The organism is Variovorax sp. M-6, assembly GCF_052114385.1.
Classification (GTDB): Bacteria; Pseudomonadota; Gammaproteobacteria; order Burkholderiales; family Burkholderiaceae_C; genus Variovorax.
This window is the reverse complement of the sequence record NZ_JBFREQ010000021.1, coordinates 34,045-54,167: the sequence shown is the minus strand read 5'-3', so window position 1 is coordinate 54,167 and position 20,123 is coordinate 34,045. Positions and strand designations below refer to the sequence as shown.

The following is a 20,123-nucleotide window of genomic DNA, read 5'->3' as shown; positions in this document are numbered from 1 at the left end:
GACTGCAATGAAACTGATGATCACCGGCGGCGGCGGCTTCGTGGGGGCCCGCCTCGCACGCACGCTGCTCGCACGAGGCACCCTGGCCGGCCAGCGCATCGAGCGCATGGTGCTGACCGATATCGCGCCACCGCCGGCCGACCTGCTGGCCGACCCGCGGGTCGAGGCCCGCACCGGTCCGCTGCTGGCCCAGACGGAAGCGCTGCGCGAAGAAGCCTTCGACGGCATCTTCCACCTCGCCTCGGCCGTGTCGGGCGAATGCGAGCTCGACTTCGATCTCGGCCTGCGATCGAACCTCGACAGCACGCGGGCGCTGCTCGATGCATTGCGGGCCCGCGTGAACGGCGGCGGCAAGGTCGCGCGGCTGGTGTTCTCGAGTTCGGTCGCGGTCTTCGGACCCGACCCCGCCGTGCCGCTGCCCGCCCTCGTGGCCGACGACACGCTGCCGACGCCGCAGACCTCCTACGGCACGCAGAAGCTGATCTGCGAGCACCTGGTCGCCGACTACACGCGCAAGGGCTATGTCGACGGCCGCGCCGCACGCCTCATGACCGTCACCGTGCGGCCTGGCCGGCCCAACGGCGCGGCCTCGTCCTTCTTCAGCGGCATCATCCGCGAGCCGCTCGCGGGCGTGGAGGCGATCTGCCCGGTGTCGCCCGATGTGTCGCACCCGATGTCCTCGCCGACGCGCACGGTCGACGGCCTGATCGCGGTCTACGAAGCCAGCCGCGAGGCCTTCTGCGGCCGCACCGCGCTGAACCTGCCGGGGCTCAACGTGCGCGTGGCCGACATGCTCGACGCCCTCGAACAGGTGGCGGGCCCCAAGGTGCGCGCCCTGGTGCGCTTCGAGCGCGACGAGCGCATCGCGGGTATCGTCGCCAACTGGCCCGGTGGCGCGACCGCCGCCCGCGCCGCGCGCCTGGGCCTGCTGCCGCACGAGAATTTCGCCGAGATCATCCGGCAGTACATCGACGACTGCGCCGCCCTGCCCGATGCTGACCAGACCTTGAAGGGAATGTCCTGATGAAAGCCCCCACGAAGAAGCGAAGCAAGCCGGCGAAACCGAAGGCCCTCGCGCTGCGCTCCCAGGCCTGGTTCGACAACCCGGCCAACGCCGACATGACCGCGCTCTACCTCGAGCGCACCATGAACTTCGGACTCGGCTTCGACGAGCTGCAATCGGGCCGGCCGATCATCGGCATCGCCCAGACCGGCTCGGACATCGCGCCGTGCAACCGCCATCACCTGGTGCTTGCCGAGCGGGTGCGCGAGGGCATCCGCGACGCCGGCGGCATCGCCTTCGAGTTCCCGATCCACCCGATCCAGGAGACCTGCAAGCGCCCCACCGCGGCGCTCGACCGCAACCTGCAATACCTCTCGCTGGTCGAGGTGCTGTACGGCTACCCGATCGACGGCGTGGTGCTGACCACGGGCTGCGACAAGACCACGCCGGCCCAGCTGATGGCGGCCGCCACGGTCGACATTCCGGCGATCGCGCTCAACTCGGGGCCGATGCTCAACGGCTGGTACAAGGGCGAACGCACGGGCTCGGGGACGATCGTCTGGCGCGCGCGCGAGATGATGGCCGCGGGCGAGATCGGCTACCAGGAATTCCTGAAGCTGGTCGCCTCCTCGGCCCCGTCGACCGGCCACTGCAACACGATGGGCACGGCCTCGACCATGAACTCGCTGGCCGAAGCGCTGGGCATGACGCTGCCGGGCAGCGCCGCCATTCCGGCGCCCTACCGCGACCGGCAGGAGATGGCCTACCTCACGGGCAAGCGCATCGTCGAGATGGTGCGCGAGAACCTGAAGCCTTCCGACATCCTCACGCGCGCCGCCTTCGAGAACGCGATCGTCGTCAACTCGGCGCTCGGCGGCTCGACCAACGCGCCGGTGCACCTGAACGCCATCGCACGCCACATCGGCGTCGAGCTGAGCACCGACGACTGGGAAAAGATCGGCTACAAGATCCCGCTGATCGTCAACCTGCAGCCCGCGGGCGAGTACCTCGGCGAGGACTACTACCACGCCGGCGGCGTGCCCGCGGTGGTCGCCGAGCTGATCGCCAAGGGCAAGATCCAGCCGGCGCTCACGGCCAACGGCAAGACCCTGATCGAGAACTGCGAAGGCAAGTTCACCAGCGACCGCAAGGTGATCTTTCCCTACGCCAAGCCGATGAAGAAGAACGCCGGATTCCTGAATCTCAAGGGCAACCTGTTCGACTCCGCGATCATGAAGACCAGCGTGATCACGCCCGAATTCCATGCCCGCTACCTCGAGGATCCGAACGACCCGATGGCCTTCGAGGGCACGGCCGTGGTCTTCGACGGCCCCGAGGACTACCACCACCGGATCGACGACCCGAAGATGAAGATCGGCCCCCACAGCGTGCTGTTCATGCGCGGCGTCGGCCCGGTCGGCTATCCCGGCGCGGCCGAGGTGGTCAACATGCGCGCGCCCTCGTACCTGCTCAAGAAGGGCATCACCGCCCTGCCCTGCGTCGGCGACGGGCGCCAGTCGGGCACCTCGGGCTCGCCCTCGATCCTCAACGCCTCGCCCGAGGCCGCGACCGGCGGCGGGCTGGCGCTGGTGAAGACCGGCGACCGCGTGCGCATCGACCTCAAGAAGCGCACCGCGAACATGCTGGTGTCCGACGAGGAACTGGAAAAGCGACGCGCCGCACTGGCCGCGGCCGGCGGCTACAAGTTCCCTGCAAGCCAGACGCCGTGGCAGGAGATCCAGCGCGGCATCGTCGACGAACTGTCCGAAGGCATGGTGCTCAAGCCGGCGGTCAAGTACCAGAAGATCCACGCGACCTTCGGCATCCCAAGAGATAACCATTGACCACCCCCAGGTTGCCCGCACTTCGTGTCGGGCGCCCACCCCCTCGCCGGGGGCAATACCAGCGGCCCGGCAAAGCCGGTTCCGCGGTATTCCTGGAAGGGAATGCGCTGCTTACTTCGAGCCGGGGGGGAATGCGGCGAACATCTTGTCGAGCGCGGCTTGCAACAGGGCATTCATCTTCGCGGGATCTTCCTGCACCGTGCCGCTCGCGGTGCCGCGCCACGCCGAACGCTTGGTCTGCGCATTGACCATGTCGACCACCAGCGTGCCGACCTCGAAGGTCTCGGCCGGCATCGCGCTGTTGGGTGCCGGCGGACCGAATCCGCCCCAGCCGAGGTAGCCGACTCGCGTGTAGTAGCTCTTGAGGTTTTCCTTCTCCGACGCCGTGACATGCGCCGACACATGGATGTCGCCGTTGGGCGCCAGCTTCCAGCCCCTGGCCTGCAGCCGGGAATCGATACCGTCGACGATGCGCTGCTGCATCAGCGGCGTGCCGCCGTCGGGCCGCGCCACCCAGCTGTAGGTGCGCACGCCCGAAAAGTTCGCGGCCGGGTCGACATCGATCTTGACCGCGGGGCCGCCGACGCTCGCGCAGGCCGAGAGCAGCAGCGCGAAAGCCAGTGCAGCGAAACGTCCGATCATGTTGACTCCAATGCGTGTGTGAGAGGGATCCGAAAGCTGCATCAGTTTAGCGGCCCCTCGCGCCCGTCCCGGCTCAGGCCCGGCTGAAAAGCAGCACCGAGTTCGTGCCACCGAAAGCGAAGGAGTTGCTGATGGCGGCTTGCAGTTCCGGCGCGGCCGAGTTGCCGGGCGTCACCAGGTTCAGGCTGCAGGCTGGATCGATCGTCTCGCAGTGCATGCTCGGCGGCAGCTCGCGCCGCTGCAGGGCCAACACCGTCACCACGGCTTCGAGTGCGCCCGCGGCGCCGAGCAGGTGGCCGTGCAGCGCCTTGGTCGCACTGACGCGCAGTCGATCGAGGTCCCCGCCCCAGACCTCGGCCAGCGCGTCGCGCTCGACCACGTCGCCGATGCGCGTGGCCGTGCCGTGGGCATTGCAGTAGCCGATGTCGCGGGGCTGCAGTCCGGCCTGCCGCAGCGCCTGGCGCAGCGCGCGCGCCTGGCCGGCGGCATCGGGCTTGGTCAGATGCGTCGCGTCGCAGCTCAGGCCCCATCCGGCCAGCTCGGCATAGACCCGCGCGCCGCGCCGGCGGGCGCGCTCGGCCGATTCGAGCACCAGGAATGCGGCGCCCTCGCCGAGCGCGAAGCCGCTGCGGTCGCTCGCGAAGGGCCGGATCGCCGTCGCCTCTTCGCCGGCTCTGACGCCGGCCAGCGTCTGCATCGCCTGCCAGGCGAGCACCACGCCCGGCACGACGAGCGCCTCGCTGCCGCCGGCGATCGCGAGGTCGACGTCGCCGCGCTGCACCGCCTTGGCGGCCTCGGCAATGGCCACCGACGAGGAGGCGCAAGCCACCGAATAGGTCAACACCGGCCCCTGGACGCGTTGGCGCATCGCCACGTGCGAGGCCGGCGCGCTCGGCATGAAGGCCGGGATGGTCAGCGGCGGCACGCGTCCGCCGCCGCGGTACGCGGCTTCGAGCGCGGCGGCGCCGCCCATGCCGCAGCCCGCGAAGACGCCGAGGCGTTCGGGATCCAGCTCGCCGATCGCCCCGGCATCGCGCATCGCCAGGTCGGCGGCGGCCACCGCGAGCTGGCTCACGCGGTCCACGCCCGCGAGCTGCAGCTTGGTGAACCAGCGGGATTCATCGAAGGCCACCCGGGCCGCGACCGCCGCCTTGGGCAGTTCGGGAAAAACCGGCTCGAGTGCCGAGTCTCCCCGCACCAGCGCCGCGAACAAGCGGCCATGGTCGTCGCCGTGGGGTGCCACGACGCCCAGGCCTGTGACGGCAACCGCGCTCACGTGGTCTGGGTCGCCCTGACCTTGTCGACCACGGCCGCGAGCGCGGCCAGCGTGTCGATGTTCGGGTCGTCGTCGGGCATCGTGATCGAGAAGCGGTCTTCGATCGCGAACACGAACTCGACCAGGGCCAGCGAATCGAAGCCTTTCTCGCGCATCGAGGCATGCGGGTCGAGGGCCGACGCCTCGATGCCGTACTTCTCGTGGATCAGGTCCTGCAATTCCTTCAGCGAACTCATCGTGCGGTGTCCGTCGTCATTCTGGCCGTCGACGCTCCCTGCGAACGGCAATGTTGTGGATGTCGTCGGCCCGCAGGAATCAGTTCCTCCTGGCACGGCCGCCGAACCGGCCCGCGGGCAGTGACGCCTCATGATATCCGCTCCAGCCGGGCGAAATCGCGCCGGCACGCGGCCGCCAGCGCAGCGAAGGCAGCGCGAACGCGACGCCGAGCAGCGCGCCGGCCACCACGTCCAGCACCACGTGCTGCTTGATCGCCAGCGTCGACCAGGCGATGGCCGCGAACCACAGTGCATTGGCCACGCGCAGGGCCATCGGCGCGCCTGCCTGGCGCAGGAAGTGCTCGATCCAGAGGGCCGTGAAGATCGCGATCGCCACGTGCATCGACGGGCAGGCGTTGCCCGCGGCGTCGACGCCCTGCAGGATCGCGAAGCCGGGGAAGTCCGTCGGCGGCAGCGTGATCGGCGGGATCTGCGTCGGCCAGAAATAGAAGAAGCCGAGCCCGGTCAGGCACAGGCCGCCGGCCCACAGCCCGTACACCACCAGTTCCTTGAACGTGAGCTGGAGTCCGGGCGCGACCCCCACGTACAGCCAGAGCGAGAAATAGGCGACGATCGCTTGTGGCTGAAACGGGATCAGGTGGTCGATCGCGGTCAACGGCATCGCCGAAACCGGACTCGCGGGCTGGCGCAGCAGATGGAAGTAGCCGATGAAGAAGAGCCAGGTGAACGCGGTGGTGCCGATCACCTTGAGGACGAAATGCCTGCGGATCCGAAGCCAGACCTCTTCTTTCCAAGTCTCGAAGGGGCGAGGCGCCAGGCGCAGGTCGTTGGATGGATTCATGGGGCTCGACGTTGGAGCCGATTCTCTCATCAGCGCCGGCGGCGAGAGCCTGTCGGCCAGGCGCTACAGGATCAGAAGAGCCCTGAAGTCGTTGACGTTGGTGTGGGTCGGCCCGGTCACCAGCAGATCGCCGATGGCGTCGAAGTAGCCGTAGGCGTCGTTGCGGTCGAGGTGGCTGGCGAGCTTGGCGCCGGCCGCCTCGGCACGACGCAGCGTGTCGGGCGTGACGAGGGCGCCGGCATTGTCCTCGACGCCGTCGATGCCGTCGGTGTCGGCGGCCAGCGCCCAGACGCCTTCGCAGCCGGCCAGCGCACCCGCGAGCCCCATGCAGAATTCGCCCGCGCGGCCGCCGCGGCCCTTGGCCTGGCCGGGCTGCCGCGGCCGGATCGTGACCGTGGTTTCGCCGCCCGACAGGATCACGCAGGGCTTCGCGAACGGCGCGCCGCGCAGCGCCACCGCACGCGCCAGGGCGCCGTGCACCTTGCCCACTTCGCGCGATTCGCCTTCCATTTCGTCGCTGAGGACGTGGGCTGCGATGCCGCCGGCACGCGCCGCGGCCGCGGCCGCCTCGAGCGACTGCTGGGGTGCCGCGATCACGTGCGTCACGTGCCCCTCGAACGCCGCGTCGCCGGGCTTGGGCGTCTCGAGCGCGCCGCTCTCGAGTCGGGCCCGCACCGGCGCCGGCACCTCGATCCGGTAGCGGTCGAGGATCGCCAGCGCGTCGGCGCAGCTGCTCGCGTCGGGCACGGTGGGGCCGCTGGCGATCACGGCCGGATCGTCGCCGGGCACATCGCTGATGGTGAGCGTCACGACCTTCGCCGGGGCGCAGGCGGCCGCGAGCCGGCCGCCCTTGATGCGCGACAGGTGCTTGCGCACGCAGTTCATCTCGCCGATGTGGGCGCCCGATTCGAGCAGCTGGGTGTTGATGCGCTGCTTGTCGGCCAGCGTGAGTCCTTCGGCCGGCAGGGTCAGCAGCGACGAGCCGCCGCCCGAAATGAGGCACAGCACCAGGTCATCGGCGGTCAGGCCTTGGGCCAGCGCGAGGATCCGTTGCGCGGCATCCAGCCCCGCCTGATCGGGCACGGGATGCGCGGCCTCGACCAGCTCGATCCGGGAGGCCAAGCCTTCGGGTCGCGGCGGAATGTGACCGTAGCGCGTGACCACCAGGCCCGACAGCGGCGCTTCCGCCGGCCACAGCGCCTCCAGCGCCTGCACCATCGAGCCGCCGGCCTTGCCGGCGCCGAGCACCAGCGTGCGCCCCTTCGGCGGCTTGGGCAGATACGCCCCCATGCTCGCCAGCGGCAGCGCACGCTCGACCGCGACGCGGTAGAGATGCTCCAGGAACTCGCGCGGCGCGGCATGCGCGTCAGGGATTTGTTGCAGCTTCGATGTGTTCATACGTCACCTTGACCGGACATTGTCTCCATCTCCGCCCGCTCGCCCCAGGCGAGCCGGGCCCTTCGTGAAACACCGCGGATCTGGCTTTGCCAGGCCGCCGGTGTTGCCCCCGGCAGGGGGTGGGCGGCTACACGCAGTGAGCCAACCTGGGGGCGAGCTACTTGGTACTGGCCCCGCCTTCGAACCACTTGCCGAGCAGGGCGCGCTCGGCGTCCGTGATGCCGGTCGAATTGTTCATCGGCATGATCTTGGTGACCACCGCCTGCTGGTACACCCCCTGCGCATGCGCGGCGACCTGGTCCGGGGTGTCGAGGCGCACGTTCTTCATCTGCACCTGGGCGCCATGGCACATGTAGCAACGCTGCTCGAGCACTTTCTGCACCTCGCCGAACGACACCTTCTGCACGGCCGCGCCGGCCGCGGGCGCCGCGACGGGCTCGGGCTTCATCCAGACGATGGTGAGGCCGAGCACCGCGATGCCGAACAGCGCGTACGGAATCGGATTGCGCGCGTTGCCGAGCTTGAAGCGGTGGCGCACCACGAAGAACTGCCGGATCGCCGCGCCGCCGAGCATGATCAGCAGCAGCACGATCCAGTTGTACTTGTGGGTGTAGGTGAAGCTGTAGTGGTTGCTCAGCATCGCGAACAGCACCGGCAGCGTGAAGTAGGTGTTGTGCACGCTGCGCTGCTTGCCGCGCTGGCCGTGCACCGGGTCCACCGGCTTGCCTTCGCGCAGCGCCTGCACGTTCTTGCGCTGGCCCGGGATGATCCAGAAGAACACGTTGCCGCTCATGGTCGTCGCCATCATCGCGCCGACCAGCAGGAAGGCCGCGCGGCCCGCGAACCACTGGCAGGCCAGCCAGGTCGCGAAGGCGATGAACACGGCGATCAGCACGCCGACGATGGTGTCGCCGTTCTTGCGCCGGCCGAACAGCTGGCAGATGCCGTCGTAGACCATCCAGAAGACCACGAAGAAGGCCAGCGCAACGCCGATCGCGGCGCCGGGCTGCCAGTCCATCTTGGACTTGTCGATCAGGTAGGTGCTCGCGTTCCACAGATAGGACATCGTGAACAGCGCGAAGCCCGTGAGCCACGTCGAGTAGCTCTCCCAGTACGACCAGTGAAGGTGGTCCGGCAGCCGCTTGGGCGCCAGCGCGTACTTCTGCATGTTGTAGAAACCGCCGCCATGCACCGCCCACTGCTCGCCGCCGACGCCCTTGTCCAGCGATTCCTGGTCCTGCGGCTTCTCCAGGCTGTTGTCCAGCATCACGAAGTAGAAGGAGGCGCCGATCCAGGCGACGGCGGTGATGACGTGGACCCAGCGCAACAGCAGGTTGGCCCAGTCGAGGTAGTAGCTTTCCATTTGCTCTCAACCTTGTCGGCGCGTGGGGGCGCCGCGGTGCCTGCTCACCACTGCGGGCGCTGTAAGCAGAGAAAGTGCCGCGAACGCAGACCCGGGTCGAGGTCTCGCTCCGCTGCGGCTTGTGGACTGAAGTGTATACACTATTAAGCGCTGACTTGTGGGTTTTTGCATCGCTCGGCGTGCTGGAAAACCCTGAGCGCGCTCATGCCATCGAGAGCGATTGCAACAACTGTGCCGCCACGGCCACGGCGATCACCTCGGGCTCCTTCCCGCCGATGCCGGGAACGCCGATCGGGCAGGTCACGCGGGCCATCTCCTCGGCGGTGAAGCCGCGCGCCTCCAGCCGATGGCGGAAGGTCGCCCACTTCGTCTTGCTGCCGATCAGGCCGATGTAGGGCAGGTCGTCGCGCTCGCGCAGCCGCTTGAGGCAGGCGATCACGATGTCGAGGTCCTCGGCATGGCTGAAGCTCATGATCAGCACGCGCGAGCCCGGCGCGAGTTGGGCCACCGCGTGCTGCACGGGCTCGGAATGCTCGGTTTCGATCTGCGCCGGGAGTTCGGAAGGGAACACGCCGTCGCGGCTGTCGATCCATCGCACCGCGAACGGCAGCGTCGCGAGCAGCCGTGCCAGCGCCGCGCCCACGTGGCCGCCGCCGAACAGCGCGACGGGCTCCAGGTGTGCGAGCAGTTCGGCCTGGAGCGCCTGCGCATCGGCTGCCGCAACGCGGCGGTACGACAGGTACACCACGCCGCCGCAGCACTGGCCCAGGCTCGGCCCCAGCGGATAGCGCCGCACGCCCTCGATGGCCGGGCCGCCGGCCAGCCAGGCCCGCGCCTCGTCGGTGGCCTGAAACTCGAGCTGGCCGCCGCCGATGGTGGCCGTGAGCCCATCGGCCCAGACCGCCATCCAGGTGCCGGCCTCGCGCGGCGCGGAGCCCTCGGTCGAGACGACCTGCACCAGCACCGCGCTTTCGCGCTGCAGGCGCGCGAGCAGTTCGTCGACCGCGCCGCTCATCGCGCGACCTCCCTGGGATCGGCCCGATACCTCCGGTTGCGCAGCACCCGGCCGGGCACGGTATAAACCCGCCGATGCGAATTCAGTCCTTGCCGCGCCGCCTCGCCCTGGCGGCCGCCCTCCTCACCAGCCTCTGGCTCGCCGGCTGCAGCACCACGCCGACCGGTGCGGTCCCGGGCCAGCTCAGCAACGCCAAGCCCGAGCCGGGCGACAACAGCCGCGGCAAGCCGCGTGCGTCCAGCGCCGCCACGGCGCGCGACTACCGCAAGGACGCCGCCCGCCATGTCTACGAAATCAACAAGGCACGCATCTATGGCGGTAAGCTGCCGCCGTTGCTCTACGCGGTCGGCACGCTGCAGGTCAACCTCGATGCCGACGGCAAGGTGCTGTCGATGCACTGGATGCGAGCGCCCGCACACGCCCCCGAAGTGATCGCGGAGATCGAGCGCACCGTGCTCGTGGCCGCGCCCTACCCGGCCGCCACGCGGCTGGGCAAGGTGACCTGGACCGACACCTGGCTGTGGGACGAAGGCGGTCGTTTTCAACTGGACACACTCAGCGAAGGCCAGTTGTAGCGTCAGGACCCACGGTAGGTCGAGTACGACCACGGGCTCACCAACAAAGGCACGTGGTAGTGCTGGTCGGTGTGCGCGACGCCGAAGTCCAGCGCCACGCGGTTCAGGAAGTTCGGCTCGGGCAGCGTCACGCCGCGGGCCTTGAAATAGCCCGCCACATCGAACACCAGCCGGTAGGTCCCGGCCTTCAGCGTGCTGTTGTCATAGAGCGGGCCGTCGCTGCGGCCGTCCGCGTTCAGCGTGAAGCGCCTGACCAGCGTGGCGCGTGCGTCCTCCGCGGTGCCGTCGGTGGTGAAGAGAGCGACCTCCATGCCGCCGGCCGGGCAGCCGTGCATCGTGTCCAGTACGTGAGTGCTCAGGCCCATGAATCTACTCCTTCGGTGCATTCGGGAAATTACGGTCGACAAAAGTGTATACAGTTATCGGCTTTGGGTCTATCATGGAAAACATGGACTCGACCACCACCCGCGCGATCGTCGACGCACTCACCAAGGCCATTGTGGAGCACCGGCTCCAGCCGGGCAGCAAGCTGGCCGAGCAGAAGCTCGCAGACCACTTCGGCGTCTCGCGCACGCTGGTGCGGCAGGCACTGTTCCAGCTGTCGCAGAACAAGCTGATCCGGCTCGAGCCCGCGCGTGGCGCCTTCGTGGCGGCACCCGCGGTCGACGAGGCCAAGCAGGTGTTCGCGGTGCGCCGCATGCTCGAGGCCGAGATGACGCGCGCCTTCGTTCGCAACGTCACGCCGGCCAAGATCAAGGCGCTCAGGGAGCACGTCGCACTCGAGAAGGCCGCCGTCTCGGGCGAGGACATCTCGGGCCGCACCGAGCTGCTCGGCGACTTCCACGTGCGCATGGCCGAGCTCATGGGCAACACGGTGCTGGCGCAGATCCTCGGCGAGCTGATCTCGCGCTGCGCACTGATCACGCTGATGTACCAGAGCGCGACCGCGGCCGAACACTCGAACGACGAGCACGCCGACATCGTGAAAGCCCTCGCCGCCAAGGACGAGGAACGCGCCGTGCGCCTCATGACCGAGCACCTGGACCACGTCGAGGCCAACCTCACCTTCGACCGCAAGGTTCCCACCCACGACATCTCCCTGGCACTGGCGTGACCCCATGAGCCTTTACGACACGACCCTCCCCTACCCGCGCGACCTCGTCGGCTACGGCCGCAACCCGCCGCATGCGCAATGGCCCGGCCGCGCCCGCATCGCGGTCCAGTTCGTCCTCAACTACGAAGAGGGCGGCGAGAACTGCGTGCTGCACGGCGACGCCGGCTCCGAGCAGTTCCTGTCCGAGATGTTCAACCCCGCGAGCTACCCCGAGCGCCACATCAGCATGGAGGGGATCTACGAATACGGCTCGCGCGCGGGCGTCTGGCGCATCTTGCGCGAGTTCGAGAAGCGCGGCCTGCCGCTGACCGTGTTCGGCGTCGGCATGGCGCTCGAGCGCTACCCCGAACTCGCCGCCGCCTTCAAGGAACTGGGCCACGAGATCGCCTGCCACGGCTGGCGCTGGATCCACTACCAGAACCTCGACGAGGACACGGAGCGCGAGCACATGCGCCTGGGCATGGAGGCCATCGAGAAGCTCACCGGCCAGCGCGCGCTCGGCTGGTACACCGGCCGCGACAGCCCGCGCACGCGGCGCCTGGTGGCCGACTACGGCGGCTTCGAATACGACAGCGACTACTACGGCGACGACCTGCCCTTCTGGATGAAGGTGCAGAAGACCGACGGCCAGGTGGTGCCGCAACTGATCGTGCCCTACACGCTCGACTGCAACGACATGCGCTTCGCGCTGCCGCAGGGCTATTCGCACGCCGACCCGTTCTTCCAGTACATGAAGGACAGCTTCGACGCGCTCTACGCCGAAGGCGACGAGGCGCCGAAGATGATGAGCATCGGCATGCACTGCCGCCTGCTGGGACGGCCCGGGCGCATCGTGGCGCTGCAGCGCTTCCTCGATCACATCGCCGCGCACGACCGGGTCTGGGTCTGCACCCGGCTCGACATCGCGCGGCACTGGAAGGCGACGCACCCCTACGCCGCCTCGCAAGGAGACTGACATGGCGCTCACCATCGACCAACTCAACGCGGCCTCGGCCGATGAAGCCGTCGCACTGCTCGACGGCGTCTACGAGCATTCGCCGTGGATTGCCGCGCGCGCGCTCGTCTCGCGCCCGTTCCGCTCGCTGCCGCACCTGAAGCATGCGCTGGTGCAGGCCGTGACCCACGCCTCGCGCGAAGAGCAGCTCGGCCTGATCCGCGCCCACCCCGAACTCGCGGGCAAGGCCATGGTCAGCAAGAGCCTGACCGCCGAATCGACCAACGAGCAGAACAGGGCCGGCCTGACCGACTGCACGCCCGAGGAATTCGCGAAGATCCAGCAGCTCAACGCCGACTACAACACCAAGTTCGGCTTCCCGTTCATCCTCGCGGTGCGCGGCCCGCGCGGCACCGGTCTCCTGAAGCGCGAGATCATCGACACCTTCGAGCGCCGGCTGCACCACCACCCGGCCTTCGAACTCGGCGAGGCGCTGCGCAACATCCACCGCATCGCCGAGATCCGCCTGGACGACAAGTTCGATGCCGACCCGACGATCGGCAACGTGGTCTGGGACTGGCAGGAGAAGCTCGCCGCCCACACCGACCCGGGCTACGCCGAGAAGGGCCAGCTCACGGTCACCTACCTGACCGACGCGCACCGCGCCTGCGCAGCCCAGATCGCCCAGGACATGCGCGAGGCCGGCTTCGACAGCGTGCAGATCGATGCCGTGGGCAACGTGGTCGGCCGCTACGAGGGCGCCACGCCCGGCGCCCGCGCGCTGCTCACGGGCTCGCACTACGACACGGTGCGCAACGGCGGCAAGTACGACGGCCGGCTCGGCATCTTCGTGCCGATGGCCTGCGTGCGCGAACTCAAGCGGCAGAACCGCCGCCTGCCGTTCGCTTTCGAGGTCGTGGGCTTCGCCGAAGAGGAAGGCCAGCGCTACAAGGCCACCTTCCTCGGCTCCGGCGCGCTGATCGGCCACTTCGATCCGGCATGGCTCGACCAGAAGGACGCCGACGGCATCACGATGCGCGAGGCGCGGCGCCACGCGGGCCTCGAGGACGAAGACATCCCGAAGCTGCAGCGCGATCCCTCGAAGTACCTGGGCTTCGTCGAAGTCCACATCGAACAGGGCCCGGTGCTGACCGAGCTCGACCTGCCGCTCGGCATCGTGACCTCGATCAACGGCAGCGTTCGCTACGTGGGCGAGGTCATCGGCATGGCCAGCCACGCCGGCACCACGCCCATGGACCGCCGCCGCGATGCCGCGGCAGCCGTGGCCGAGCTGATCCTGTTCGCCGAGCAGCGCGCCGCGAAGGACGGGGATTCGGTGGCCACCGTCGGCATGCTCGAAGTGCCGAGCGGCTCGATCAATGTGGTGCCCGGGCGCTGCAAGTTCAGCCTCGACCTGCGGGCGCCGAACAACGCGCAGCGCGATGCGCTCGCGACCGACGTCGTCGATGCGCTGAAGGAAATCTGCGAGCGCCGCGGCGTGCGCCACACGCTCGAGGAAACGATGCGCGCGGCAGCGGCACCCAGCGCGCCCGAATGGCAGCAGCGCTGGGAGATGGCGGTCGACACGCTCGGCGTGCCGCTGTTCCGCATGCCCAGCGGCGCCGGCCACGACGCGATGAAGCTGCACGAGGTGATGCCGCAAGCCATGCTCTTCGTGCGCGGCATCAATTCGGGCATCAGCCACAACCCGCTCGAATCGAGCACCAACGACGACATGCAGCTGGCGGTCCAGGCTTTCCAGCTGCTGCTCGACAACCTCGCCACCGACCTGGCCCACTGACATGACCGACTACAAGCAACTCGACGCCTGGATCGACGCCCACTTCGACGAGGAAGTCCGCTTCCTGCAGGAACTGGTGCGCGTGCCCACCGACACGCCGCCGGGCAACAACGCACCGCACGCCGAACGCACGGCGGAACTGATCCAGGCCTTCGGCTTCGAGGCCGAGAAATACGCCGTGCCCGCACAGGAAGTGAAGGACTATGGCCTCGAATCCATCACCAACCTGATCGTGCGCCGCAAGTACGGCGAAACCGGCGACCGCAAGGAGGGAGAACGACCCAGGCAAGGCTTGGTCGTGGCCCTCAACGCCCACGGCGACGTGGTGCCGCCCGGCGAAGGCTGGACGCACGACCCCTACGGCGGCGAGATCGACGGCGGCAGCCTCTACGGCCGGGCCGCCGCGGTCAGCAAGAGCGACTTCGCGAGCTTCACCTTCGCAGTGCGAGCGCTCGAGGCGGTCGCCAGGCCGAACCGGGGCAGCGTCGAACTGCACTTCACCTACGACGAGGAATTCGGCGGCATCCTGGGCCCGGGCTGGCTGCTCAAGCAGGGCCTGACCAAGCCCGACCTGATGATCGCGGCCGGCTTCAGCTACGAGGTGGTCACGGCGCACAACGGCTGCCTGCAGATGGAAGTCACGGTGCACGGCAAGATGGCGCATGCCGCGATCCCGACCAGCGGCGTCGATGCGCTGCAGGGCGCGGTCCGCATCCTGAATGCGCTCTATGCGCAGAACACGCTCTACCAGCAGGTGACGTCGAAGGTCGAGGGCATCACGCACCCCTACCTCAACGTCGGCCGCATCGAGGGCGGCACCAACACCAACGTCGTGCCCGGCAAGGTGGTCTTCAAGCTCGATCGCCGGATGATCCCCGAGGAAAACCCGGTCGAGGTCGAAGCCAGCATCCGCAAGGTCATCGCCGACGCGGCTGCAGGCATGCCCGGCATCACGGTCGACATCAAGCGCATGCTGCTGGCCAATTCGATGAAGCCGCTGGCCGGCAACAAGCCGCTGGTCGATGCGATCCAGAAGCACGGCCAGGAACTCTTCGGCGAACCGATCAAGGCCATGGGCACGCCGCTCTACACCGACGTGCGGCTGTACGGCGAGGCCGGCATCCCGGGCGTGATCTACGGCGCCGGCCCGCGCACCGTGCTCGAGTCGCACGCCAAGCGCAGCGACGAACGCGTGGTGCTCGAAGACCTGCGGCGCGCCACCAAGGTCATCGCGCGGACCTTGAGCGACCTGCTGGCCTGATACGGCGCCAGCCTCCGGGCGCAGCGCCGGGCCACTCGCCCGGCCTTCTCATATCGGCAAGGAGCGTGAGGCCATTGCTTGAGCCGATCACGCGTCGCCGATAGACTCGGGCCCATGCAAACCCCCGTCCAGCTCCTCAACCACGCTGCCTTCGCAGTCCTGCCGCTTGCGGCGGACCGCGCGCATGCGCAGTTCCTGGCGAGCACGGCGGGTTTCCAGCCGACGCCCGCAGATTCCTAAGCCCGGCGGTCCGCTCCTCTCCCTTTTCAGCGCAGACCTTTCGACCGCCGGGCACCAGCCTCGCGCGGCAGTGGCCGTCGCCCGTCCGATCGGGCAGGCCGCATTCGACTGGAGTGCGTTTCATGCAGGCAACGATTCACGGCGAGCGCACGCTCACCGACCATGACTTCGTCCGGCTCAGCAAGCTGCTGGACGGCAAGCTGCCCCCGGGCCTCGCCGACCTCATCGGCGCGGCCGAGGTGCTTCCCTCTCGCGACCTTCCCGCGGACATCGTCTCGATGTACTCGCAGGTCGAGATCGTCGACCTTCTCACCCAACGCCGCCAGACGCTGACCGTCTGCTATCCCGGCGACGCCGAGCCTGGCGCCGGCTACATCTCGGTGCTCTCGCCGGTCGGTAGCGCCTTGCTCGGACTGAAGGCCGGGGCGGTCGCACGCTGGCAGACGCCGAGCGGCGAGGAAGGCAGCGCCGAGATCGTCGCCGTGCTGTTCCAGCCCGAACACAGCGGCACCCTCGGCTAGAAGGCCCCGGCTCCGTCACTGCGTGCACTCTCTGCCCCCAGGAAGGCGGCAGGCAGGCCGAGGCACGCGCTCGTCACTCGCGAAGAGGAGATCTCTGCAATGAACATCCGATCCATCCTGGCCATCACCGACTTTTCGCTGCAGGCCAACCAGGCCGTCGAACGCGCGGCCCAGCTCGCGGTCGAACACCGCGCCACGCTCAAGCTGATGGTTTTCGCCGCCAAGGGCGGCGCCGAGCCCGTCCACGCGGCCAGCCGGCTGGCGCACGCCGCCAAGGACCTGGCCGGCCGGCTCGGCATCACCGTGCGCACGGTGAACCAGAGCGCGAACAGCCTCGCGGATGTGGCGCAGGAAGCCAGCTGCGCCGACCTGCTGGTGCTCGGCCATGGCCGCGAGCGCACGCTCTCCGCCTTGCTGCGCGGCCAGACCGCCGAGCGTCTGGCGCGCCTTTGCCGCTGCCCGATCCTGGTCAGCAAGCTGCTGCCTCGGCAACGCTACCGAAGGATCCTGGTCGCCGTGAACTTCACGCCGGCATCGAAGAACCTGGTCAAGCTGGCCTGGATGCTGGACGACGACGCCGAGGTCGAGCTGTTCCATGCCATCAGCACCCTCAACGAGGCGAAACTGCGCTCCGCCGAAGTGTCCCACCAGGCCATCAAGGCCTACAGGCACGAATGCATGCGCCATGCGCGCGACCGCATCTTCTGGCTCACCGATTCGTTCGACGCCCGCCGCAACCGCGTGATGTCGGCCATCGGCCACGGCGACCCCGCCCGGCAGGCCGCGATCCAGCAAGACTACGTGGGCGCCGATCTGCTGGTGGTCGGCAAGGGCAGCAACTCGCCGATCGCGGACTTCGTCTTCGGCAGCGTGGCGCAGCGCGTGCTGTGCTGGGCGAGCAGCGATGTCCTGATCGTGCCCGACGATTTCCAGGCCTCGACACGCGCCGCGGCCAAGCAGCGGATCGAGGCCGAGCGCGCCTTCGCTCCGGCCGCCGGGAGGATCTCGTGAGCGATGCGCGCCTGCTCACGATGGACGAGGCCCAGCTCCTGTCGCGGGCGGCCGAACACTGGCTGCGGCTCGGCGAAGTGGAGCTCAACCCCGGAGAGCAGGCCCTGGCGCTGCTGTCGCAGGCCACCTTGCGCCCCCGCGGGTGCACGCGCGACGACATCGCCGGCCTCAACTGGACGCTGCAGATCGAGCCGGCGGATGGCAGGGAAGTGCGCGAGTTCACGCTGGTCTGCCCGCGCGACGCCGACGTCTCGCAGCGCCGCGTCTCGGTCCTGACGCCGCTGGGGCTGAGCTTCATCGGCCAGACCGTCGGCGCCGTGGCCCGGCTCCCTCACGCCACGGGCGGCACGAGCGCGGTTCGCATCCTCGGCGTCCGGCGCTGCAGCGAGCTCGGGCGCGATCCGGAAGACCCGGAGCTGCGTGATGTGCGCTGAGGAACGACTGGCCCTGTACCCCCTCAGGCAGTCRCTGCTGCCGGGCGCGGAGGCGCTGGCCATCTTCGCGCAGCGTGGAACGGTGGACTGGCTCTCGCGGCCCGACCGCTACCTGATCGTGTGCGAAGGCCGCGGCGGACGCATCTATGCGGCCAACGAGTGTGCGCTGACGGAGGCTCAAGAGGTCATCCGGGACGTTCATGGCGCGCTGGTCGTGTTGCGCAGGCCCGAGGTCCACAGCTTGCGCGACAGTGACGGCGCATGGGTCGAACCCCTGATGTTCCTGCGCCTGAAGGCACCGTCCGCCTACACGGGCCTCATCGTCGAGGACCTGGAGCGCCGCGGCGTGAAGATCGAGGAACGGGACCTGCAGCGCCACGATGTGGTCGTGCGCGCGGAAGGCTGGCTTCAGGATCTCATGGGCTATCCGCAGGCATTGCGCAAGCTCACGAACGGCTCAGCGACGAGCTGGATCTGGCTGCTGCGCTACGCAACCAGGAATGCGTGGAAGGCTGCGCCAGATCCGCCAGTTGCACTTCGATCGACCGATTGAGTTCGTCGAGGCGCTCCGCCAGCAGGGCCAGTCCGGCGGTCGGCGACGACACGTGGTCGCCCCGGCACGCGAGTTCGAGCGCGTCGCATGCCTGAACAACCCGCTCGGCATGGACCATCCGTGCCGCGCCCTTGATCCTGTGCGCCATGGAAGCCGCTTCGGGGAGCTCGCCCGACTCGACGTGTTCGACGATCTGCCGCAGGTCGCCGAGGTTGGATCGCAGCAGCGCTTCGAGGAATCTCGCTTCGATCCGGGCATCGCCGTCGGACAGGCTGCGCAGCGCCAGCGGGTCGAACGGCCTCCCGGCCGGTGCTTGCGGCGGCGGCGCGGATGGCGGCGTCGCGAGATCCGCGCGCAGGTGCCGATGGAGCGCGGCGGACAGGCCGTCGAGGCTGAAGGGCTTCATCAGGCATTCGTCCATCCCCACTTCCAGGGCGCGGCGCCTTTCCTCCTCCTGCACATGGGCCGTGCATCCCAGTACCGGACAGCGCGGCAGATGCCGCTCGCGCTCGAGTTCACGGATGGCCGTAGCCAACGCGTAGCCATCCATGACCGGCATCGAGCAATCGGTGATGACGAGGTCGAAGCCGCCATCGCGCCAGAGTTCCAGCGCGGTCTCGCCGTTTTCGGCCAGTTCGCAGTCCAGGCCCAGGTGATCCAGCTGGCGGCGCAGCAGCAGCCGATTGGCCGGATGGTCGTCGACCGCCAGGACCTTGCCGCGCCAGCGCCAGGGGCGCCCGGGCTCGCCGTCGTCGCGGATGGCCGGCAGCGCTTCGGCCAGCGGCGCAGGCACGACCACCAGGTCGAACGCCACCCGGATGCAGGTTCCCTGCCCGCGCTGGCTGCGAACCTCGATCGTGCCGCCCATCTTCCGGCACAGCCTCTGCACGATGGGCAGGCCGAGCCCCGTTCCGCCGATGGCACGCGGCCCGGCGGCCTCGGCCTGGAAGAAGGGCCGGAACAGGTTCGCCACATCCTCGGACGCGATGCCGATGCCGGAGTCCTCGACCTCGAGCACGATCGACTCGGTATCCCCCGTTCGATTCGCGCGGCGCAGGCGCAGTGTGACGCCGCCGGTATCTGTGTACTTGATGGCGTTGCTGACCAGGTTGTTGACGATCTGCCTGAAGCGCGTCGCATCGGCCACATGCCATTCGCCGACCGCCGGATCCACGTCGAGTGCTATGGCCAGGCCGCGCTGCCGCGCCATGCCCCCGAACACCTTGGCCACCTCTTCGAGGATCGGTCGCAGCCGTGTCGGCGCCAGCACGATTTCCAGACCCCCGGCCTCGATCTTCGAGATGTCCAGGATGTCGTCGATCAGCCCGAGCAGGGATTGCGCCGAGCTGCACGCCAGGTCGACCGATTCCCGGTCCTTCGCGTTCAACCGGCCCTCGCGCACCAGCAGTTCGAGCAGGCCCAGCACCGCGTTCATCGGCGTGCGGATCTCATGGCTCATGGTGGCGAGGAAGTTGGACTTGGCCCGGTTCGCCTCCTGGGCCTGGGCCAGGGCCGTTTCGATCTGCTCGATCAGGTGCTGACGCTCGGTGATGTCGATCGCACCGGCGATCAGCGCGGGCGCCGCAGCGCCCTCTTTCAGCGAAATGGGCGCCGCCCAATGGAGAATGCGCCGTGTCTGGCCGTCGAGAAACACGTCGACGTCCTCGCTGATGGTGCCATGGTCGGCCAGAAGGCCAAGGTAGCGCTCGTGCAGCAGGTTCATATGCTCCGGATCGACGTAGTCGAGCCCGCTTTCGGACACGGTCTTGCGTTCCATCGCCTCGCGCGTGGTGCCGAAGAGTTTCTCGTAGGCGGCGTTGCAGAAGATCTGCCGCGCCTCGGCGTCGCGCACGCAGATGGCGTACGGGATGCCCTCGAGCGTCGCTTGCTGGAAGGCGAGCTGGTCGCTCAGTTCGGCCTTCGCGGCCAACCGGCGGTCCATCTCGATCCGCAAAGATCGGTTCCGGATCGTGCTCAGGACGAGGCACAGCGCGAAGCCCACGGCGAACGCATAGAACCAGAGGCAGTGATCCTCCGTATGGCCGAAGATCATTTCGGCCC

The 20,123-nt window shown here is 68.6% G+C and carries 21 protein-coding genes; 12 read left to right on the top strand and 9 right to left on the bottom strand.

Annotated features, from left to right (window positions below; genetic code table 11):
- Nucleotides 1–7: 7 nt before the first annotated feature.
- Both denD and AB4Z46_RS22055 read left to right on the top strand, forming a co-directional pair.
- The gene (gene denD / locus AB4Z46_RS22060) at nucleotides 8–1,024 is read left to right on the top strand and encodes a D-erythronate dehydrogenase (protein WP_442285679.1); all 1,017 of its coding nucleotides are present in this window, start codon (nucleotides 8–10) and stop codon (nucleotides 1,022–1,024) included.
- Nucleotides 1,024–2,847, top strand: a complete 1,824-nt coding sequence (locus AB4Z46_RS22055) for an IlvD/Edd family dehydratase (RefSeq protein WP_442285678.1) — start codon at nucleotides 1,024–1,026, stop codon at nucleotides 2,845–2,847. The genes denD and AB4Z46_RS22055 overlap by 1 nt, the downstream gene beginning before the upstream one ends.
- A gap of 111 nt (nucleotides 2,848–2,958) precedes the next feature.
- Here AB4Z46_RS22055 and AB4Z46_RS22050 read toward each other — a convergent pair whose 3' ends face one another.
- From AB4Z46_RS22050 to xdhC, 7 genes are all read right to left on the bottom strand, one after another.
- Nucleotides 2,959–3,489 carry a DUF4136 domain-containing protein gene (locus tag AB4Z46_RS22050; RefSeq protein ID WP_442285677.1) on the bottom strand — a complete coding sequence of 177 codons (531 nt, stop codon included), beginning with the start codon at nucleotides 3,487–3,489 and terminating at the stop codon, nucleotides 2,959–2,961.
- 73 nt (nucleotides 3,490–3,562) lie between these two features.
- Nucleotides 3,563–4,765, bottom strand: coding sequence for a beta-ketoacyl-[acyl-carrier-protein] synthase family protein (locus tag AB4Z46_RS22045; RefSeq protein ID WP_442285676.1), 1,203 nt, complete (start codon nucleotides 4,763–4,765; stop codon nucleotides 3,563–3,565).
- On the bottom strand, nucleotides 4,762–5,001 hold the full coding sequence (locus AB4Z46_RS22040; protein ID WP_442285675.1) for an acyl carrier protein: 240 nt from the start codon (nucleotides 4,999–5,001) through the stop codon (nucleotides 4,762–4,764). Before AB4Z46_RS22040 ends, AB4Z46_RS22045 begins: the two co-directional genes overlap by 4 nt.
- 79 nt (nucleotides 5,002–5,080) lie before the next feature.
- Nucleotides 5,081–5,842, bottom strand: a complete 762-nt coding sequence (locus AB4Z46_RS22035; protein WP_442285674.1) for a phosphatase PAP2 family protein — start codon at nucleotides 5,840–5,842, stop codon at nucleotides 5,081–5,083.
- 63 nt (nucleotides 5,843–5,905) lie between these two features.
- Nucleotides 5,906–7,240 carry a glycerate kinase type-2 family protein gene (locus tag AB4Z46_RS22030; protein ID WP_442285673.1) on the bottom strand — a complete coding sequence of 445 codons (1,335 nt, stop codon included), beginning with the start codon at nucleotides 7,238–7,240 and terminating at the stop codon, nucleotides 5,906–5,908.
- Nucleotides 7,241–7,397: 157 nt separating this feature from the next.
- On the bottom strand, nucleotides 7,398–8,603 hold the full coding sequence (locus AB4Z46_RS22025) for a urate hydroxylase PuuD (protein WP_442285672.1): 1,206 nt from the start codon (nucleotides 8,601–8,603) through the stop codon (nucleotides 7,398–7,400).
- Nucleotides 8,604–8,805: 202 nt separating this feature from the next.
- Complete coding sequence (gene xdhC, locus AB4Z46_RS22020; RefSeq protein ID WP_442285671.1) at nucleotides 8,806–9,618, bottom strand: xanthine dehydrogenase accessory protein XdhC; 813 nt, start codon at nucleotides 9,616–9,618, stop codon at nucleotides 8,806–8,808.
- A gap of 74 nt (nucleotides 9,619–9,692) precedes the next feature.
- On the opposite strand from xdhC, the gene AB4Z46_RS22015 reads away from it, so the two are divergent.
- On the top strand, nucleotides 9,693–10,193 hold the full coding sequence (locus AB4Z46_RS22015; RefSeq protein ID WP_442285670.1) for a hypothetical protein: 501 nt from the start codon (nucleotides 9,693–9,695) through the stop codon (nucleotides 10,191–10,193).
- A gap of 2 nt (nucleotides 10,194–10,195) precedes the next feature.
- Here AB4Z46_RS22015 and uraH read toward each other — a convergent pair whose 3' ends face one another.
- Nucleotides 10,196–10,558, bottom strand: coding sequence for a hydroxyisourate hydrolase (gene uraH, locus AB4Z46_RS22010; RefSeq protein ID WP_442285669.1), 363 nt, complete (start codon nucleotides 10,556–10,558; stop codon nucleotides 10,196–10,198).
- Nucleotides 10,559–10,632: 74 nt separating this feature from the next.
- Between uraH and AB4Z46_RS22005 the strand changes: the two genes are divergently transcribed.
- The 9 genes from AB4Z46_RS22005 (at nucleotide 10,633) to AB4Z46_RS21965 (ending at nucleotide 18,062) form a co-directional block, all read left to right on the top strand.
- The gene (locus AB4Z46_RS22005) at nucleotides 10,633–11,307 is read left to right on the top strand and encodes a GntR family transcriptional regulator (protein ID WP_442285668.1); all 675 of its coding nucleotides are present in this window, start codon (nucleotides 10,633–10,635) and stop codon (nucleotides 11,305–11,307) included.
- Nucleotides 11,308–11,311: 4 nt separating this feature from the next.
- Nucleotides 11,312–12,262, top strand: coding sequence for an allantoinase PuuE (gene puuE / locus AB4Z46_RS22000; protein ID WP_442285667.1), 951 nt, complete (start codon nucleotides 11,312–11,314; stop codon nucleotides 12,260–12,262).
- 1 nt (nucleotide 12,263) lies between these two features.
- Complete coding sequence (uraD, locus tag AB4Z46_RS21995) at nucleotides 12,264–14,042, top strand: 2-oxo-4-hydroxy-4-carboxy-5-ureidoimidazoline decarboxylase (protein ID WP_442285666.1); 1,779 nt, start codon at nucleotides 12,264–12,266, stop codon at nucleotides 14,040–14,042.
- Nucleotide 14,043: 1 nt separating this feature from the next.
- Entirely contained in the window at nucleotides 14,044–15,303 is a 1,260-nt protein-coding gene (locus tag AB4Z46_RS21990) for a M20 family metallopeptidase (RefSeq protein WP_442285665.1), read from the top strand.
- 114 nt (nucleotides 15,304–15,417) lie between these two features.
- The gene (locus AB4Z46_RS21985) at nucleotides 15,418–15,543 is read left to right on the top strand and encodes a hypothetical protein (protein WP_442285664.1); all 126 of its coding nucleotides are present in this window, start codon (nucleotides 15,418–15,420) and stop codon (nucleotides 15,541–15,543) included.
- Nucleotides 15,544–15,665: 122 nt separating this feature from the next.
- Nucleotides 15,666–16,064: a GreA/GreB family elongation factor gene (locus AB4Z46_RS21980; protein ID WP_442285663.1), complete on the top strand. Its 399-nt coding sequence runs from the start codon at nucleotides 15,666–15,668 to the stop codon at nucleotides 16,062–16,064.
- 99 nt (nucleotides 16,065–16,163) lie between these two features.
- Entirely contained in the window at nucleotides 16,164–17,075 is a 912-nt protein-coding gene (locus AB4Z46_RS21975) for a universal stress protein (protein WP_442285662.1), read from the top strand.
- Nucleotides 17,072–17,509, top strand: coding sequence for a GreA/GreB family elongation factor (locus AB4Z46_RS21970; RefSeq protein ID WP_442285661.1), 438 nt, complete (start codon nucleotides 17,072–17,074; stop codon nucleotides 17,507–17,509). Before AB4Z46_RS21975 ends, AB4Z46_RS21970 begins: the two co-directional genes overlap by 4 nt.
- Entirely contained in the window at nucleotides 17,499–18,062 is a 564-nt protein-coding gene (locus AB4Z46_RS21965) for a hypothetical protein (protein WP_442285660.1), read from the top strand. The genes AB4Z46_RS21970 and AB4Z46_RS21965 overlap by 11 nt, the downstream gene beginning before the upstream one ends.
- Here the strand turns inward: AB4Z46_RS21965 and AB4Z46_RS21960 are convergent.
- Entirely contained in the window at nucleotides 17,956–20,115 is a 2,160-nt protein-coding gene (locus AB4Z46_RS21960) for an ATP-binding protein (RefSeq protein WP_442285659.1), read from the bottom strand. The two genes, AB4Z46_RS21965 and AB4Z46_RS21960, sit on opposite strands and share 107 nt — an antisense overlap.
- Nucleotides 20,116–20,123 lie beyond the last annotated feature (8 nt).